The 15,604-nt window shown below is 63.2% G+C and carries 20 protein-coding genes; all 20 read right to left on the reverse strand.

What is annotated here, in order from left to right; genetic code table 11:
• Window positions 1-103: 103 nt before the first annotated feature.
• Genes Q0602_RS04965 through Q0602_RS05060 form a run of 20 tightly spaced genes read right to left on the reverse strand, consistent with a single transcriptional unit; the run spans window position 104 to window position 15,513 of the window.
• Window positions 104-916 carry a hypothetical protein gene (locus Q0602_RS04965; protein WP_298839766.1) on the reverse strand — a complete coding sequence of 271 codons (813 nt, stop codon included), beginning with the start codon at window positions 914-916 and terminating at the stop codon, window positions 104-106.
• A complete protein-coding gene (locus Q0602_RS04970) occupies window positions 907-1,176 on the reverse strand; it encodes a hypothetical protein (RefSeq protein WP_298839769.1) in 270 nt (89 codons plus the stop codon). Before Q0602_RS04970 ends, Q0602_RS04965 begins: the two co-directional genes overlap by 10 nt.
• Window positions 1,173-1,565, reverse strand: a complete 393-nt coding sequence (locus tag Q0602_RS04975; protein WP_298839772.1) for a hypothetical protein — start codon at window positions 1,563-1,565, stop codon at window positions 1,173-1,175. Before Q0602_RS04975 ends, Q0602_RS04970 begins: the two co-directional genes overlap by 4 nt.
• Window positions 1,558-2,040 carry a hypothetical protein gene (locus Q0602_RS04980; protein WP_298839775.1) on the reverse strand — a complete coding sequence of 161 codons (483 nt, stop codon included), beginning with the start codon at window positions 2,038-2,040 and terminating at the stop codon, window positions 1,558-1,560. Before Q0602_RS04980 ends, Q0602_RS04975 begins: the two co-directional genes overlap by 8 nt.
• Window positions 2,037-2,909, reverse strand: coding sequence for a hypothetical protein (locus Q0602_RS04985; protein WP_298839778.1), 873 nt, complete (start codon window positions 2,907-2,909; stop codon window positions 2,037-2,039). Before Q0602_RS04985 ends, Q0602_RS04980 begins: the two co-directional genes overlap by 4 nt.
• Entirely contained in the window at window positions 2,906-3,283 is a 378-nt protein-coding gene (locus Q0602_RS04990) for a hypothetical protein (RefSeq protein WP_298839781.1), read from the reverse strand. The genes Q0602_RS04985 and Q0602_RS04990 overlap by 4 nt, the downstream gene beginning before the upstream one ends.
• A gap of 49 nt (window positions 3,284-3,332) precedes the next feature.
• Window positions 3,333-5,474: an NAD-dependent DNA ligase LigA gene (ligA, locus tag Q0602_RS04995; protein ID WP_298839783.1), complete on the reverse strand. Its 2,142-nt coding sequence runs from the start codon at window positions 5,472-5,474 to the stop codon at window positions 3,333-3,335.
• 4 nt (window positions 5,475-5,478) lie between these two features.
• Entirely contained in the window at window positions 5,479-6,291 is an 813-nt protein-coding gene (locus Q0602_RS05000; RefSeq protein ID WP_298839786.1) for a hypothetical protein, read from the reverse strand.
• Window positions 6,288-6,587 (reverse strand): hypothetical protein, encoded by a 300-nt coding sequence (locus tag Q0602_RS05005; protein ID WP_298839788.1) that lies wholly within the window; start codon window positions 6,585-6,587, stop codon window positions 6,288-6,290. Before Q0602_RS05005 ends, Q0602_RS05000 begins: the two co-directional genes overlap by 4 nt.
• The gene (locus Q0602_RS05010) at window positions 6,584-7,399 is read right to left on the reverse strand and encodes a hypothetical protein (RefSeq protein WP_298839791.1); all 816 of its coding nucleotides are present in this window, start codon (window positions 7,397-7,399) and stop codon (window positions 6,584-6,586) included. The genes Q0602_RS05005 and Q0602_RS05010 overlap by 4 nt, the downstream gene beginning before the upstream one ends.
• Entirely contained in the window at window positions 7,396-7,926 is a 531-nt protein-coding gene (locus Q0602_RS05015; RefSeq protein ID WP_298839793.1) for a hypothetical protein, read from the reverse strand. Before Q0602_RS05015 ends, Q0602_RS05010 begins: the two co-directional genes overlap by 4 nt.
• A gap of 16 nt (window positions 7,927-7,942) precedes the next feature.
• Window positions 7,943-8,128 carry a hypothetical protein gene (locus tag Q0602_RS05020; RefSeq protein ID WP_298839796.1) on the reverse strand — a complete coding sequence of 62 codons (186 nt, stop codon included), beginning with the start codon at window positions 8,126-8,128 and terminating at the stop codon, window positions 7,943-7,945.
• On the reverse strand, window positions 8,122-8,697 hold the full coding sequence (locus Q0602_RS05025) for a hypothetical protein (RefSeq protein ID WP_298839802.1): 576 nt from the start codon (window positions 8,695-8,697) through the stop codon (window positions 8,122-8,124). The genes Q0602_RS05020 and Q0602_RS05025 overlap by 7 nt, the downstream gene beginning before the upstream one ends.
• A gap of 25 nt (window positions 8,698-8,722) precedes the next feature.
• Window positions 8,723-9,574, reverse strand: a complete 852-nt coding sequence (locus tag Q0602_RS05030) for an alpha/beta fold hydrolase (RefSeq protein WP_298839805.1) — start codon at window positions 9,572-9,574, stop codon at window positions 8,723-8,725.
• Between the two features lie 45 nt (window positions 9,575-9,619).
• Complete coding sequence (locus tag Q0602_RS05035) at window positions 9,620-10,126, reverse strand: hypothetical protein (RefSeq protein WP_298839810.1); 507 nt, start codon at window positions 10,124-10,126, stop codon at window positions 9,620-9,622.
• The gene (locus tag Q0602_RS05040) at window positions 10,123-12,675 is read right to left on the reverse strand and encodes an RNA ligase (protein ID WP_298839813.1); all 2,553 of its coding nucleotides are present in this window, start codon (window positions 12,673-12,675) and stop codon (window positions 10,123-10,125) included. Before Q0602_RS05040 ends, Q0602_RS05035 begins: the two co-directional genes overlap by 4 nt.
• A gap of 58 nt (window positions 12,676-12,733) precedes the next feature.
• Window positions 12,734-13,024 (reverse strand): hypothetical protein, encoded by a 291-nt coding sequence (locus tag Q0602_RS05045; protein ID WP_298839816.1) that lies wholly within the window; start codon window positions 13,022-13,024, stop codon window positions 12,734-12,736.
• Window positions 13,025-13,035: 11 nt separating this feature from the next.
• On the reverse strand, window positions 13,036-13,329 hold the full coding sequence (locus Q0602_RS05050; RefSeq protein ID WP_298839820.1) for a hypothetical protein: 294 nt from the start codon (window positions 13,327-13,329) through the stop codon (window positions 13,036-13,038).
• Window positions 13,326-13,529: a hypothetical protein gene (locus Q0602_RS05055; protein WP_298839823.1), complete on the reverse strand. Its 204-nt coding sequence runs from the start codon at window positions 13,527-13,529 to the stop codon at window positions 13,326-13,328. Before Q0602_RS05055 ends, Q0602_RS05050 begins: the two co-directional genes overlap by 4 nt.
• 55 nt (window positions 13,530-13,584) lie before the next feature.
• Window positions 13,585-15,513: a hypothetical protein gene (locus Q0602_RS05060; RefSeq protein ID WP_298839826.1), complete on the reverse strand. Its 1,929-nt coding sequence runs from the start codon at window positions 15,511-15,513 to the stop codon at window positions 13,585-13,587.
• Window positions 15,514-15,604 lie beyond the last annotated feature (91 nt).

Raw genomic sequence — 15,604 nt, forward strand, 5'->3', positions numbered from 1 at the left:
ACGCGAATGCCGTTGCCGCCTCAGGCCGGGCGGGGCATTCGCGTGGTGGTAAAGAGCTTACGTTTGGTCATGCGGCGACTTGTAGGATGGTGATTCGCAGCTGTCAACGGATTTTCACCTGAACCTGCGTGATGGTGTCGCTGTAGGCGCTGACGGTGTGGATGACCATGTCCGACAGACCCGGCAGGTCGATGAGCGTGTCCATGCTCTTGCCGATCAGACCGAGGCGCACGACTTCGGGAAGCCCCTGCCCGACGCTGATGCCGTGCTTGGTGAGTCGCACTCTCGGCTTGCCCGTTAGCGTGACCTGCACCCTGTCCGTGATGCGGTGCGCCGGATCGGGGCTGTGGATGAGATGCTTCTCGGCCTTGCCGTCGTCGCGGTCAATGCGCTTCCTGATCGACCTCTCCCAGCGGGTGCTGAACTTGAAGGCTGCACCGCCATGGCGGAATTCGACGCGTTGCAGGAGAGTGTTGAGGATCTCGATCGCATCCGGCGCGAGGCCATGCCTCTCGATGTAGGAACGAACATGGATAGGCAAGGCGCAGGCACCGGGATAGATGTCCTTCATCTGAGGCCGACCCCCGCGCAGAAGATCGCGCACGTAGGCGATCCCCGCCTTGCGCTGTTTTCCGGCAAGGCCCTTGGCGGCCCTGCTGGAGAACAGGAGGATGTCTCCGGCCTCGTTACGCGCCGCGCATCCGTGCGTATCGGTGTGTTCGACGAGATGCGGATGATCCGACCGGATCTCGGCTCTGTCGATCGGCGTCAGCCCCAGGGTGGTGGATACGGTCCTGGCATATCGCTGCGCCATGTCCCGGTGCGGGCCGGGGCTCGCCATGGTGTGAAGACGCAGTCGCCACTGGATCTCGTTGATGATCGCGTTGACCGCCAACGGGGTGGGCGTCACCTCCATCCGAAGGCCGCCCGCTCGCGTTCGTTGTTGACGGGTTCGAGGTCGGTCTCCTCTCCGACGTCATCGAATCGCACGGGGACCGGGGATCCCTCGTATCCCGGATGGACCTCGCCCTTGTCGTTGACGACCCAGCAGTCGGTGATGAACATGCCATCGCAGTCGCCATAGGTCTCGACATGGTCGTATCCCTCGCCGAACTCCTCGTCGTCGTAGCGCTCTGGGTCCTTCAGGCGGTAGACCGTCGCCTTCTTGAAGCTCATGCCTTCTTCTCCTTGTCCAGCTTCGCGAACAGCTGCGCCGTGGCCTCCGCCTGGCGCGCTTCCGCCTGGTAGTGTTCGGCGACGTCTCCGGCGATCGCGCCGAAAATGGCGAGCGACAGGTAGGGATATTCCCGCACCGCGCGTTCCTGTGCATGGATGTCCGGCGGACGGTTGCTGCTTCCCCGCACAAGCGGATTGATGTCCCGCCGATATCTGGGCGGGACCTTGACGAGCATCTCGACGGCGAGCGCGATGGCTGCGGAGTTGTCCATGGACTTCTCCAGTCTGGCGGTCTCGGCCTCGTGCTTCTTGCGCAGGATGTGGAAGCCTGCGTCCATGCGGTCGTACTTCGTCAGGTCCGACGAACTGATGATTGCCATTTCAGCCATTGCTGGATGCTCCTTCGTCCTGTGTCTCTTCGCCCCTGATGGAAGCGATCTTCCTGATGATCTCGTTGACCAGCTGTCGCTCGGCCATGTGCGGATCACCCGGGTTGGTCTCGGCCCACTTGGCCTGGGGATCGTTGGCTCGGGCGCGTAGTCTTCCATCGGGGAGGATGCCGGTATCCCACCATTCGACGAGCTCGCGGCATTCCTGCGCGTATCCCATGATGCCATCCGGAATCTCGTTATTGCCGTTCATTCCGTTTTCCTCTTCGTTCCGTATCTCCTTCCACACGAAGCACATGTCGGGGATCTCGTCATCGACGCAGCATTCGCATTCCCAGTCGGTCTCCCATTCGATGACGGTCCCGTCCTTCAGGACGGCATCGTGCGGGCCGCTGTGTGATATGTCCTTGGTGCAGCCCGCCGCGCCCCGGAACCGGTGCTCGCGGTGTGGCGGGAGGATGTGGCAGAGGCTCATGCCGCCTTCCTGATGACAGGGCCCTTGCCCCCGAGCCACAGGTCGAGCTCCTCGACCGTGAACCAGCCGTGGTTGTGGTCCTTCTGCCGCGCCGGGTTGAGGAAGAACACGACCGGATGACGGGTCTCCAGGACGACTTCCTCCTCGCCGCGCTTGACGGTGCGGATGCCCGTCGTCCAACGCGGCGCGAGTGCGTGGAAGGCCGGGCCTCCGCTCCAGCTGCTGAGATCCTTCCGCCTGGCTTCGATCCGCTCGCGGATGCCGGTTGCCTCGACCGCCTCTTCGAGCCTCGCGGTCTCCATGTCAGATTGGTCGACTGCGGCACGTGCCTCTTCGGGTATGCGCGAGACGATCGCGATGATCAGGCCGGCATGGCTGAAGGGGTTGTTGACGAGGTCCGGCGTGTTGCCGGTCCAGATCGCGATATCGGCCTCCTCGGCGGCGTTCGACAACAGGTCGAGGAGCGCCTTTGCGTCGTCGCTCCATGCGGCGAGCTTGAATTCCCGTTCGTCCCAGGACCCTGTCAGCTCGGTCTCCGGGCTGTAGCGTTGTACGGCATACTGGCGATTGCGGCCCTCGAGGGGGTATTCATCGAGCGCGAGATACGTGACCTTGTCGGTGCGCTTGGTGGGCTTTTCGACATCGAGATGATAGGTCTGCGTGACCTGTCCGGTCGCGCGTGCCAGCGTGCGTGGTTCCGTCATGCTGCGTCCGGCGATCATCCTTCCGTCCGGATCTATGCCGAAACGTCTCAGCAGGCCGCGGATGTCGGTCTCATGTTCCGCGCATCCTGCGCCTGCGAGGAACGCGCCCCAGATGGCACCGTCGCTTGCGCGGATGATGCGGGTTCCGTCGCCGGCGCGTTTCACAGTCCGATCTCTTTCATGATGTCCGATCCGTTGATCGCGCGGATGGTGCGCGGCGCGCTCTCGGCTGGGCTTCCATCGTTCGAAGGGAAGGTTCTCACGCCCTTCTGATCCCACGTCGCATCCGGGTCCGTATCCATGAGTTCGTCCGGACGGCGACTGTCCTGGCAGAACCATCGCGTGACCGTTCCGTCGGGAAGCTTGAGGCGGACCATCGGAGTACCTCCGACATGTGAGGCGCTGACCTTTTCGCCCTTGACCAGTCCGCCGTCGTCCATGCGATAGGCGTGGCCGTATCCTCGCACCGCGCCGGGGCGTGCTGTCACACCGCCGGAGATGACGTAGATTCCTTCATCGTCTTCGCGCACCAGTGCCATGTCTTTTCCCTTTCCCTGTCTTACTGTCGTTCCGCCTCCCTTGTCGGGATCAGCCGATGAGGGCCTTCCTGACGATGTCGATCCATCGGTCCTCGTCGATCACCTCGACCCCGAGATCGGTGGCCTTCTTGAGCTTCGAGCCGGCCCCGGGTCCGGCGACGAGGAGGTCGGTCTTCGCCGAGATCGAACCGGCGACCTTGGCGCCGAGCACCGTCGCCTGGCCCTTTGCCTCCTCGCGCGTTACCTTCTCGAGCTTGCCGGTGAAGACGATCGTCTTCCCGCTTACCTCGGATTCGACGCGGTCGGGCTTCTTCAGGACGGTGAGGCGCAGTTCGTCGAAGAGCGCTCTGGCGAGCGCGGCATTCTCGTCATCCGCGAAGAAGTCGAGGATGTTGGCGAGGACGACGGGCCCGACATCGGGAATGGACACCGCCTCGGCCACCGCCTTCATGGCCTTGCGATCTGCCTCCTCCTCGCTCGCACCGCGTCCCCGTTCCATATCCCGGGCTGCGAGCCGCACGATGGCGAGGCGTGCGAACTGGGCGAGGACCTCGTCCATGCTTCCCCATTCGCGCGCGATCGCCTGCGTGGCGGAACGTCCGAACTGCCGGATGCCCAGGCAGTAGAGCGCGCGATCGACCTTGGTCCTGCGTGCCTGATCGATCGAATCGAGCAGCTTGTTGGCGCTGATCTCGCCCCATCCTTCGCGTGCAGTGAGTTCCGCGGCGAAGCGACGCAGGCGGAAGATGTCCACCGGGGTCCTGAGCTTGCCGTCGGCATGGAGTTCCTCGATGATCTTGGAGCCGAGGCCGTCGATGTCCAGGGCGTCACGCGAAGCGACATGGACGAGCCGCGTGACGATCTGCGCCGGGCAATGGAAGGAGCCCTCGCAATAGGTGTCGGCCTGCCCTGTCTCACGCACGGCTGCGCTGTCGCATTCGGGACAACTCTCCGGGAACGACCACTCAGGACGTCCTTCGTGACCTTCGTCCTCGACCCGGCCCACGATCTGCGGGATGACGTCGCCGGCCCGCTGGATGATGACGGTGTCCCCGATCCTGAGATCGAGCTTCGCGATGTGGTCCTCGTTGTGGAGGGTCGCGTTGGAGACGAGGACGCCGCCGACGTTGACCGGCTGGAGCCTCGCGACCGGGGTCATGCGCCCCGTCCGGCCGACCTGGATATCGATCGCGGTGAGCCGCGTCGTGGCCTGCTCGGCCGGGAACTTGTGGGCGATGGCCCAGCGAGGAGAACGCGAGACGTTGCCGAGACGCTTCTGATCGTCGATGGAATCGAGCTTCACGACCACGCCGTCGATGTCGAACGGGAGATCGGGTCGCCGGGTCTCGATGGAAGAGTAGACGGATTCGAGCTGGTCGCGGCTGCCGTCGCTGAGCGCCATGATGCCCCCTCCGGTCCTGACGCCCTTGCCGAAGCCCCAGCGCCTGAGAAGACCGATCCTTCCGCTCCAGGTCCCGGGCAGATCTCCGTCGGTCTCTCCGATGCCGTGCGGCAGGAATACGAGCCGCCTCTGTGCGGTCTTGGCCGGATCCTTCTGTCGTAGTGACCCGGCAGCGGCATTGCGCGGGTTGGCGAAGGTCTTGCCGGCGGCTCCGCTCTCGTTGAGATGCAGGAAGACGTCCTTGGGCATGAGGATCTCTCCTCGCACCTCGAGGATGTCGGGGGCATCGTCGGTCAGCTGATGGGGAATCCCGAGCACGGTGCGGGCGTTGTCGGTGACGTCCTCTCCTGTCTGCCCATCTCCGCGCGTCGCAGCGGTGACCAGGACCCGGCGCTCGTATCGCAGCGAGATCGAGACGCCGTCGAACTTGACCTCGCTCGTCATGGCGAGCGGCATGCCTTCGGCCATTCCGAGCTGCTTGCGTTTCTGCAGAGCCCACTCGGCGAGCTCTTCGACCGAGAACACGTTGTCGAGGCTGAGCATGGGGATGGTGTGGGTGACAGGCGAGAAGGCCTCGGAAGGCGAGGCGCCGACGTTCTGCGTGGGATCGTTCGCCGGAGCTTCGTCTGGATGGGTTTCCGCCAGATCGCGGAATTCGCGCACCATCGCATCATACGCCGCGTCGTCGATCTCCGGGGCGTCATCGTGATGATAGAGCCGCTGGTGCTTCTCGATTTCGCTTGCGAGAGCCTGCATCCTTTCGTGGGGGCCGGTCTGTTCGTCGTTCATGGTCTCAATCGCCTTCGTTCTGCATGATTTCGCGGATGATGCGTGCGCCTGCCTCATCGCGCATTCTTGTCTGGCTCTCGGTCAGGATGCCCGCCCATTCGGAGCGATGCCCTTCTTCGATCATCCGCCGCTTGAAGTTCTCGTATTTCGGATCGCGGAAGCTGCTCTTGAGGATCCATCCAGCATGGCTGCGATTCAGTTCCTCGATTCGCGCCGGATCGGTCGGCTCATCCGACAGCATGGCGTCGTCGAGTTCCTGGCACATGTCGAGGACATCGAGCCTCATCGTGGATACTGGGCCCCATCGCTCCTCGCCCCATCCCCATATGGCGGACCTGTGGATCTGGCTGAGCGCCATCCCGTTGGGGACCAGGCCATGCGGCCGGGAAGGCCGTACCATCATGATGCCGTCCCTGCCCCGGACCTCGTGGATCAGGGTTGGATCGATCTCGGCGCCATCGGCCTCGATCACGAGTGCGACAAGCATGGTCCTGCGTCCTTCCGGAGCCGGGATGCGCGAATGCCTCACGAAGAGAGAGCCGCCGGAACTGCCTTCCGTAGCCCGGGGGTATTGGAGGGATGTCACGAGGTGCCCCACATCGCTGTCCGATAGATCCTGATCGTCGATCCTCACCGAGTGCAGTTTCACGGTCATGCCGTCCGAGATTCCCCGCCCGGCGAGACAGTCGATGATGAGATCGTTCGTTTCCGTAACTCCGACTGCATCGGCATCGACCTCGATGAAACCGATGCCGACATCCGCCTCGCCGTCACAGCGTCTGAAGACGACCTGTCCCTTGATGGCTCCTCCGATCATGTCGTCCTGCTCCCGCTCATCATCGTCTGGATACGGTTCCACGCGTCCGGCCCTATCGACCATTTCTTGCGGTCGAAGCTCGCAAGGCCTGCCTTGCGGAGGCGCTGCATGAGCTTGTTGAGGGCCTCCATGCGCTCGATGGGCGTCGCGTCACTGTCCTGGGGCAGGACCACGCCGATGAGCAGCCGTGTCTCGAACCGTGGAGGGACGTTCGCGATGGCGTCGAGTGTCCGTCGGATGTCCTGAGTGGTGATCTCCCTACCGAGGGACACGAAGGGGCGCAGGATATCGGTCATGCCGCATTCCTTGTTCGGGATGTCTTCCAGTTGCCCAGAGCGCGGAGGGCGTCCTTGGGAGTCTGATGGTCGCCCGGGACCTGTCCTGCATCGGTCCAGGCGTTCCAGGTAGGCCGATCCGAGGACATGCATCCCGTGATCATTTCCTCGTCGTCGCCGGCCCCCTTGATGAAGGAAACCCCGTCCGAGAGATCGATGCGCCAGTCCGGTCCGAGATCAGCCTCGGCTTCGAGACGCTCCTTCCTGTTATGCCGATCGAGCGAGACCTCCCAGAACACGGAGTCCTTCGCCTCTTGGAGGCTGTCGAATCGGTCTCCTCCTCGGCCCTCCTCGGACCTTAGCCAGAAAGCGTCGGATTCCTCGGAGATGCTGGGACACTCCGGAGTCCAGAAGTGGGAGAGCTCGGTTTCCGGTAGCGTCGCGTACCAGGTCCTCCCGCCGGCGTGGTCCCATTCGTCATAGACCTCGATGACCTCCACGCCGCATGTGACTCCTCCCAGGAGCGATGGCGTCCCGTTCAGAGGGGGATGGATGGGTTCGTCTCCTTCCGCGCTTTCCGCTTTGCCGGCGTGGACGCGGACGAAGGGTCGGATGGTGTAGCGCGGACATCCCTCGATCGTGATGTCGCCGATCGCCTCCACGACGCCTTCGACATAAGACGCCCGATCACCTTCTGTCTCCATGCCCAAGGGGGGAGTGCGACCCTTCAGTCCGAAGGCGAAGTCGTGACTGCGGACCTTGGTGCCCACCTCGATGGCCCTCCCGAAGAGGTCTCGCCCCCGGTCCAGGTCTTCCTGCGGGATCGACTTCATGCGTCTTCTCCTTGTCGTGTGGGCTGTAGTTCCAAGAACGCGGCGATAGCGTAACGTGTGACGGGGGCGTCCAGATAGATCGAGACGGTTCCGTCGCCGTTGACGAATATCTCGCGCACGATGGCCTCTCCGAGGCCCGGTATAGATGTCTCCGACATGTCGACGATGCGGGACAGACTGCCGCCGGGCATTCCGCTACGGACCGTGTCCGGAAGTTCGAGGTAGTCCGGAATCGTCGTCCGCAGGATGGGATGTCCGTCGATAGTGCAGCTGAGGAGGGAACGGCCGAGACGATGCAGGACCTTGATCGTGTCGCCTTCGAGCGAGGTTCCGAGGGTTATCGTCACCGTCTCCCCCGGATGTCCGGGTATTCCGAGATCGGATTCGAGTCCGCGGTTCCGCGCCCCCTTCCTGCCCTGCGGGTGGTCGACCCGTCGCAGCATCTCGGCAAGGTCGTCTCCGACGACGTCGAGCCCGTCCTTGAGGTGGCGCATGGTCTCGGAATATCCCTGTATCATTCTGGTCATGGGATTCTCCGATTTATCATGAGAGGAGGACCGTCACCACGAATGCGGTGCAGAACGATGCGACCCACAGGTGCAGCCGCATCAGATGGCGACCGAAGTATTCGGGGCGATCGAAGCTCAGCAGGTCGTATGGCCTGCCGCGCAACTGGGCTTCGACGATCATCGACAGGGCGATGACCGGCATGTACATGAGGATCAGCATGCGGTGCTCATGGCTCCTGTTCCCATTGCCGAACGGGCGGCCTGCGCCAGATCCAGTGCATGCCTGTCATGGACTATCGAGCGACCGGAGGCCATCCTGATGGCGGCGTCTATCCGCGTATTCCAGTTGCACATGCGCCCGGAGAGGATCCGCTCTATCCTCTTCCTGGCGTATTCTTCCGATCCCATTCTCCATACCCTGATCATGAAGACCAGTCGGGTCAGTCCCTCGATGAAGGTGATGATGCCGGCTCCGATGGCGAGAGTGAGATTGATGTCGGCGCTCACCCATATGGTGCCTCCACCGTCGTGGAACGCGGCCAGCCCGACCGCGAGACCCAGAAGTGCGATGGTCTGCCCGTAGTTCGTGGGGCTCGCGCGCAGGGAGAGCATTTCCCGTCGACCCATGGCCTGTGCGATCCCGATGAGCACGAGACCACTGGTGAGGATCACCGCGATCTGCATCTCGCGGGAGACGGGTTGGAGGCTCGCGATCAGCAGGAAGACGAGGGATGTCGCAAGTGCCATCAGCGGATGCACGGCGAGTGCGATGAGATTCCTGATCCCCATGTGTTGTCTCCTGGTGGTGATTGGTTCAGTCGGTGTCGGCAAGGCGGTCGATTATGATCTCGCCGACATCTGAGCCGATGAAGTGATCCCCGGTATCGAAAGGGGTGAACTCGGCTCCGAGTATGCGTGCCAGACGCTCGCCGTGCGAATAGGGGACGACCGAATCGTCCCGGGCGTGGAAGACCATGCTTCTTGCAGGGGCTGCGTTCCTCGCCCTGTTCTCGTTGTCCCATGCATTGTAGAGGAGGAGATGGGGGAAGAAGGGAGCGATCCCATCGACGATCTCGCCCATGCTGGCGACAGGAGCGGTGAGGACGAGAAGCGAATGCGGTCGTTCCGCCATGCTGAGCGCCGGACCGGCGCCGAGGGAATTGCCCTGTATGACGATCCGATCGGGCTCGTATCCCATGGAGACGACATCCTCGTGGACGGCCTCCACCAGTCGATCCAGCGTCTCTTCGCTCGGATTCCCTTCGAGCCCTGCGAAGCCGGGGTATTCCGGTGCGAGAACGGTCCAGCCGGCCCTTGCGTAGTGGCGGGTGGAGGAATCGATGGACCACAGACCCTGTGACCGTCCATGGTAGAAGACCACGATCGGCTTCTCGGGGTCGCCCCGGCGCAGATAGGCCTTGAAGCCGTCATTGCCGGCGACGTCGTGCCAGCTCCAGTGCGGGTCGTTCAGCTCGATTGCCGCGGTGGGATTGTAGATGAGGGAGGCCTGCATCCATGCCAGCGTCCCTATGATGAGCGCGTAGACGGAGAAGAGGATGATGCCGAAGAAGAGGAACGCCCTCTTGAGAGGCGCTTCCGGAAGCACACGGGGCAGACGTCGACTCTCCCTGACCGGGTCGTAGTATCCATCCTGAAGTAGCTCCATCCTCATCCTGATAATTGTAGGACGGTTTCGTATCCGGTTGAAGCGTCAATCTGCTTCCCGCAGGAACCTGACATAGATGTCCAGCTCGTCGCGGGCCTCGGCTCCCTTTGCTTCGAGGGCCTTCCTGATCTTACGCTCGATGGTGCCGATCCCCTCGTCGAGAAGGGCGGATGCCTCGTCCGGTTCGGCTTCGGAGCGCGTCGCGATGATCTCCGTCATGCTGAGCCCCTGCAGGAGCTGGTCCTCGTGTCCGGCGGTGTTTCCGCGAACCCTTGCGTAGCGCTCGGTGATCGTGGCGATCTGGTCCGCATAGCGAGTGGACACCAGGGCTCCGATACCGTTCCGCAGATCGGGATGCTTCTCGAGGATGAGCAGCGACTTCTCCACCCGCTTGCGCTGTCTGTCAGGCAGCGCCTTCAGGGTGCTGTGGGTCCGGTTGACCTTTCGCCCCAGCTTGTCGGTCTTCCTGCGTCCTCCGACATAATTGGCGTAGATGGCCATCACTGCGAAGTAGAGGATCAGGCCGGCGAAGACGAGCAGAATCCGGTTCATTCCTCGTCCTCCGCATAGGCCACCATCTCGGCATGTTCGGATCGTCCCTCCATCGCCGCCTTGAGGTGAGGTTCCGCATTTCCGCGCTCGATCAGGCGCACGATGCTCTCGGCCGAGGCCTTCCCCGACCGGACCTGTCCGAGAAGCGCATCGTATCCGCGCATGAACCCCTCGATCTGCTTGGTCTCGCGTTCCGCCTGCTCCGCTTCCGCCTTCTCGCGCGCGAGAGCCTCGCGATCGACCACGAGGATGTCCTCCGGAGTCTCGAGGAAGCGCTTGCGCAGTTCGATGATCGGGAACCGGGTGATCTCGTCGTCCTGCTTCATGATCCAGGCCATGAAATCCGCGAGTTCCTCGGGAATGTCGAGCGAGATATCCTGACCCTTCTTGCGCTGTAGGGCCAGACGTTCGACGAGACCGCGTGCCTTCTTCCACAGGTCGTAGGACTTCGTCTTGATCTTCACGTGCCGTCCGCGGGCGTCCTCGATCACCACGCCCTCGGTCCCCGCGACGTTGCCCGGAGGATTGTCGCCCCGCACGCGCTCGATGTAGGCGAACAGTGCCGTCGTGTTGGGCAGGGTCGCGCAGCTCGGGATCACGTCGACGCCGATGTAGGCGCCGAGCTTGACCAGCTTCTCGTAGTCGAGGGCCTCGTAGTCCTCCGATCGGCGGATGAAGGCGAGGAGCACGATGTTGTCCTCGTCGTATTCGACGATGTGCGGATCCTCGCTCGGCGAGATCACTTCGAAGGCCGCGCAGCCACCCAGGTCGCGCACTGCGCGGGTCAGGCGTTCGATGCCGCCCGGACCGAGCTTCTCGGTGGCGATCCGCTCGAACAACGCAGCGAAATCACGATCCATGTCGCCTTTCGAAGAGAAGGTCGCGGTCCTGGTCCGTTCGTCCCAGCCGACGAGGCCGAGATAGCCGTTCGACTTCTCGGTCGCACGGAAGGGAGCGACCCAGTCCGATTCGATGAATTCTCGTTTGGTTTCAGTATGTTCATCGACATGAAAGTATTTATCGAACCCGCGTGCGACGATGTCGAGCGTCTCCGAATCTACGAACAGGCCGCGCGCCTTGTTGGTGATGCCGTCCCAGACGCGGTCGTAGAATGCGCTCTTGGAGAAGGCGATCGCCTCGATGTGCGACAGCTCGCCCTGCTGGCGGATGTCGACGTGGTCGTGTCCGGCGAAGGCGGCGTAGGTCTCGGGCGAGAGCTTGCCTGCGCCTTCCCCGCGTTCGATCCAGGCCGGGATCGGCATGGTGCGCGAGTGGGGCTTGCGCTTCTCTTCCTTGTTGATGTCACGCCATTCCTTGGGCGAGCGATAGGTGTCGTTGCGCATATCGTGAGTTTTCCATTCTTTCCGCGTCTTCACGCACATGCGGACATGGCCGCCGAATTCGGCCTGGCCTTCGAGGTTGAAGGAGTGCTCGTTCACCCGGGTCGGGTGCATCTGGCGGTTCCGGTGACCGTGGACCTGATACCAGGGTTCGTCCTGCTCGGACGCCCAGTCGTTGAAGGCGGTGTCGACGTCGGTGCCGAAACCGCCCGCGCCGTTGATGGCCTGGAAGCCGGGGACGAGGGTCAGGTTGCCCGGGACGGCGGGGATGCCGGCGTGCGTGCAGACGACCGTATCGCCTTCGTGTTCGTAGACGAGGTATTCGCTGGTCCGCTCGAGGAACAGGCGGATGTCGTTCGTGCTGATCGGGCTGGAGGCGCACAGGTCGGGCAGCGTCCGGTCCTCGAATTCGCGGCTGACGATGTCGTTGCCCTCGACGAAGTCGCGCAGATGTCGTTCGTGGTTGCCGTAGATCCAGACGGCGTTCCTGCCGAGGCGCGGGCTGACCTGCTCGATGATCCACGTCATCACGGCGCCGTTCTCGATCCCGCGATCGAGTGCATCGCCGAGGAAGACGTAGAAGGTGTCGTCCCGCAGCTGCCGGGTCAGCGGCGAGCCTTCCTGGAAGGCGGCCTCGAAGACGCCCTGCAGATCGCCGATGTGGACGATCCGCTCGTAGCCGTTGAGATCGACGATGTCGTGCATGATCCAGTCCTCGATGTCGTGGACGTCGGCGTCCTTGTCGAAGTGCGCATCGATCCGGCCATCGTCCTGTGGATGCGGCTGGTAGGCGGAGATCATCCGCTTCACCGACTTCTCGGGGACGCGCTCGTGATCGGGACGCTTCTCGTTGCGTTCCCGCAGCAGGTTGTCGTCCGTGCCGTAGAGATCGACGATCGCGATCCTGTAGGCGTGCGCGACGGCCTGCTCGATGATGCCTTCGTAGGTGGATGCCGTGGCGAAGGTCGCGTCCATGATCACGAACTCGCCGCGCTGGAGGCGGCGCTCGAGCGATTCGCGCACGATCTCCCAGATCTGGTGTGCGTCCTCCTGATCGACGACGAGTTCACCGCGGCTGTTGAGCACATGGCCCCGATGGGCGGTGCGCATTACGTCGGCGGACAGGCGGTGTCCCTCCAGTCCGAGCGTGCGGACGAGGGTGGTCTTGCCCGAAGCCTGGGGGCCCCGGATGATCACGATCTTGCGCATGCCTTTTCCCTTCCTGAAATTCGTTCTCGGACCCGCTCATGAGAGCGATGATGTCCTTTCACCCCTCGTTGAGGGGTATCCATCCGGCGATCCAGTCGTCCGGAAAGCCGCCGTGCCCCACCGGTGCGGCGATGTTCCATCCGATGTCGAAGCCGTCCTCGGCGACGCCGGGATGGCGCAGAGGCACTTCGAGGCCCTGCCATCGAACGAGATCGCGCTTCCACGATCCGTCCTCTTTGTCCTCACCGATGTCGTCCCGCAGCTTGGCCCAGATGACCGTGCGATCCTTCTTCGCCTCGCTTATCGGTCGCCAGGGCTCACGTGGTGGCACGGTATTGTTCTCTGCCATGTTCCTTCTCCTCAGATGACGGACAGCGTGCTGACGTGCAGGTCGCCGAAACCGTGTTCCGATTCGATGTCCCTGGCCTCGTGCCATCCCCCTGGCGGCGGCGTCCCGTCGGCGCGTCTCAGGATCTCCTCGACATCCTCCGCGATCAACGGCTGCATCGAGGTGGCCCACCGCATGCGCCGGGCGCTCCTGAAATTCCAGAGCTGGACGAGTTGCTGCCAGAAGAGGTGCAGCCGCGCACGCATGCCGCTGTCGGTGGAATAGGAATCCTCGGGGCGACCCTCGGGCCAGATGAGGTGATTCATTCCGCGTCCCCGACCGGGCCGTCATGGATGCTGATGCCCGCCGCGTCCTCGACGAAGACGTTGTCGTAGCCCTTCTTCGCGGCTTCGGTCTTGGCGATCTCAACCGCGTCGTCGGAATTCTCCGCCCGAACATGGAACTTCTCGCCGTCGGTCGAGGTGTCGGCCTTGTCGCGATAGGGCGTGCAGGCGAAGCGCATCATCGTCTTGTTCCTTTGTCGTTGACCCTCCGACCTCGCGGCCGGAGGGTCTTTTCCTCTATTCGTCGATTCCGAAGAGCTCTTCCAGTCCGGTGACCATCACCTCGAAGGGATTGCTTCTGGTCCATTGCCTGATCCATTCGGGGGCGGTGGCCCCCTCGATGGCGAACTCGTCCATGTCGCTCTCGAGCATCTTCCTTGCTGCGGCCTCGCCCCAGCGCACGGCGTCGAAGGTGGCGTCCCACGAGGTATCACCATTGGGATCGACCGCCATCGCCCAGTCCTTCATCCAGGTCTGCGCCAGGAAGTCGCACTTGACTCGCGGACCGGTGCGTTCCGCCTCGTGCCGCATGAGCCATGCGAGGGCGTCCCGCCAGTCGTCGATGGTCTCGGCTTCGAGCGCGAGCCTGAAGGGCAATAGGACGGTGAGTTCGTGCTCGTCGTCGGTGGCGTCCTCGGTGAGGACGATATGGCCTCCGATCCGTTCGATTTCCTCGCGTTTCTCCTCGATCCAAGCCTTGGCCTTCTCGATCGCCTTGTCGCGCGCAGCCTCGTCATCGGGATCGAAGTCGAAACCGATCTCGGGTGCCAGCCACTTCTCGCCCTTGTAGAGGACGCTGAAGCCGCATTCGACGATGTATGCGCTCTCCTTGTTGAGCGTTTCGCCGCCGAGCAGGACACCGTATTCGTCCTCGGTCAAGGGAAGGGTGTCGTCGCGGTCCTTGTGGAAGTCGAGCCCCAGTGCGGTCATGTGCGCAGAGGTGACCTGCATCGTGTCGTGACCGTCGTTGTCGGTGATCCAGACCGGATCGGACTGCTGTCTTTCGAGCACGTTGTCGAGCATGGGCCGCGTGGTCACGCCATTGTCGGAGCGGTCCGTGTGGATGGAGACCTGAGGAGGAGCCTGATCACCGGAGGCGAGGTTCCGCAGGATGGTGGCGGCATTCGCCATCGCCAGTTGCGTATTGCAGATGCGGTGCCACTTGATGGTGTCCTCGTCCATGTATTCGTGCGCGTCGTACCACAGGTCGCCCTCCGCGCCGGATACGAGGTCGTCGGCGAGGGAGAGAAGATCGGCGACGAGCAGACTGCCCGGAGCGACGGCGGGGACCGTGTCCCCGTTCAGCCCGTTGATGATCCTCTGCGCCAGCGCGATGTCGGCCTGCGGGTCGGAGGTGCGGGGCATCTCCGTGACCGTTGCGTATTCGCCGTCCTCGTCCTTGACATGGCGATCGACGATGAAGATCGGCTCGTCGTCCATCTCGTATTGGAGGCCGTAGCGACGCGGCGTGACCGGCGTCTCCTGCGTGACCGGAAGGACACGGGCGGCGATCTCCTCCACGCTCGTATCGAGGTATTCCTCGATACCGTGGTTCTGGCAGAGGTCGAAATAGGCCTCCACGACCTCCGCATCGGTCATGGTCTCCGGATTCTCGCCGTCATCGGCATGTTCGCCGACTTCGTCATCCCAGTTCTCGCGAACGTATTCGGCAACCTGCATGGTGAGGCCGTCGTCATCGGCTGCGACGTAGATGTTCTCGCCGTGCTTGTGCGAGACGCGTCCGACATGCACTTCGCTGGTGACGGCGCCGCCGGCGATGGCGGGGATGTCCGCTGCATCGAGCACCTCGTAGAGGGCAGCGAGATGTCCGTAGGGCGTGATGCCGATCTCTTCGCGCCGCTCCTCGGCCGCGACCTGCTCAAGGAAGGCCTCGTCGATCGCGTAGGGGGAATTGGCGAGCTGGTCGTTCACGATGATCACGCGCTGTCCGTCGGGGAGTTCGACCCGTCCGATCACCTGCGCGGGATAGGGATTGATGTCGCCTGCCTTAGCGGCCGCGGTGAGCTCGTTGGAGTTCCGGTGCCCGAATGCGGCGGCAGAGATCTCCAGCAACTGGGAGCGCTTCACCTTGATGCCCTGCGCCTCGAGTGCGTGGGCGAGCCGGTCCAGGATGATCGGCAGCGGCTTGAAATTGGTCTTCGTCATTTTCCATTCTCCGTGATGGAGGCGGGCGTATTAGGTCGCAGAGGATCCCGTCTTGTCCGCATGGCGCCTGCCTCCGTCGTGAAGATGGAAG

The organism is uncultured Salinicola sp. (genome assembly GCF_937921195.1).
In the GTDB taxonomy this organism is placed as follows: domain Bacteria; phylum Pseudomonadota; class Gammaproteobacteria; order Pseudomonadales; family Halomonadaceae; genus Salinicola.

Excerpts from the sequence above, each read along its gene's own strand:
- Q0602_RS05015 (WP_298839793.1), bottom strand. The coding sequence starts at position 7,926 with ATGACCAGAATGATACAGGGATATTCCGAGACCATGCGCCACCTCAAG.
- Q0602_RS04965 (WP_298839766.1), bottom strand. The coding sequence starts at position 916 with ATGGAGGTGACGCCCACCCCGTTGGCGGTCAACGCGATCATCAACGAG.
- Q0602_RS05060 (WP_298839826.1), bottom strand. The coding sequence starts at position 15,513 with ATGACGAAGACCAATTTCAAGCCGCTGCCGATCATCCTGGACCGGCTC.
- Q0602_RS04970 (WP_298839769.1), bottom strand. The coding sequence starts at position 1,176 with ATGAGCTTCAAGAAGGCGACGGTCTACCGCCTGAAGGACCCAGAGCGC.
- Q0602_RS05000 (WP_298839786.1), bottom strand. The coding sequence starts at position 6,291 with ATGATCGGAGGAGCCATCAAGGGACAGGTCGTCTTCAGACGCTGTGAC.
- Q0602_RS05055 (WP_298839823.1), bottom strand. The coding sequence starts at position 13,529 with ATGATGCGCTTCGCCTGCACGCCCTATCGCGACAAGGCCGACACCTCG.
- Q0602_RS05050 (WP_298839820.1), bottom strand. The coding sequence starts at position 13,329 with ATGAATCACCTCATCTGGCCCGAGGGTCGCCCCGAGGATTCCTATTCC.
- Q0602_RS05045 (WP_298839816.1), bottom strand. The coding sequence starts at position 13,024 with ATGGCAGAGAACAATACCGTGCCACCACGTGAGCCCTGGCGACCGATA.
- Q0602_RS05035 (WP_298839810.1), bottom strand. The coding sequence starts at position 10,126 with ATGAACCGGATTCTGCTCGTCTTCGCCGGCCTGATCCTCTACTTCGCA.
- Q0602_RS05010 (WP_298839791.1), bottom strand. The coding sequence starts at position 7,399 with ATGAAGTCGATCCCGCAGGAAGACCTGGACCGGGGGCGAGACCTCTTC.
- Q0602_RS04990 (WP_298839781.1), bottom strand. The coding sequence starts at position 3,283 with ATGGCACTGGTGCGCGAAGACGATGAAGGAATCTACGTCATCTCCGGC.
- Q0602_RS05040 (WP_298839813.1), bottom strand. The coding sequence starts at position 12,675 with ATGCGCAAGATCGTGATCATCCGGGGCCCCCAGGCTTCGGGCAAGACC.
- Q0602_RS05025 (WP_298839802.1), bottom strand. The coding sequence starts at position 8,697 with ATGGGGATCAGGAATCTCATCGCACTCGCCGTGCATCCGCTGATGGCA.
- Q0602_RS05030 (WP_298839805.1), bottom strand. The coding sequence starts at position 9,574 with ATGGAGCTACTTCAGGATGGATACTACGACCCGGTCAGGGAGAGTCGA.
- Q0602_RS05020 (WP_298839796.1), bottom strand. The coding sequence starts at position 8,128 with ATGCTGATCCTCATGTACATGCCGGTCATCGCCCTGTCGATGATCGTC.
- ligA (WP_298839783.1), bottom strand. The coding sequence starts at position 5,474 with ATGAACGACGAACAGACCGGCCCCCACGAAAGGATGCAGGCTCTCGCA.
- Q0602_RS05005 (WP_298839788.1), bottom strand. The coding sequence starts at position 6,587 with ATGACCGATATCCTGCGCCCCTTCGTGTCCCTCGGTAGGGAGATCACC.
- Q0602_RS04975 (WP_298839772.1), bottom strand. The coding sequence starts at position 1,565 with ATGGCTGAAATGGCAATCATCAGTTCGTCGGACCTGACGAAGTACGAC.
- Q0602_RS04980 (WP_298839775.1), bottom strand. The coding sequence starts at position 2,040 with ATGAGCCTCTGCCACATCCTCCCGCCACACCGCGAGCACCGGTTCCGG.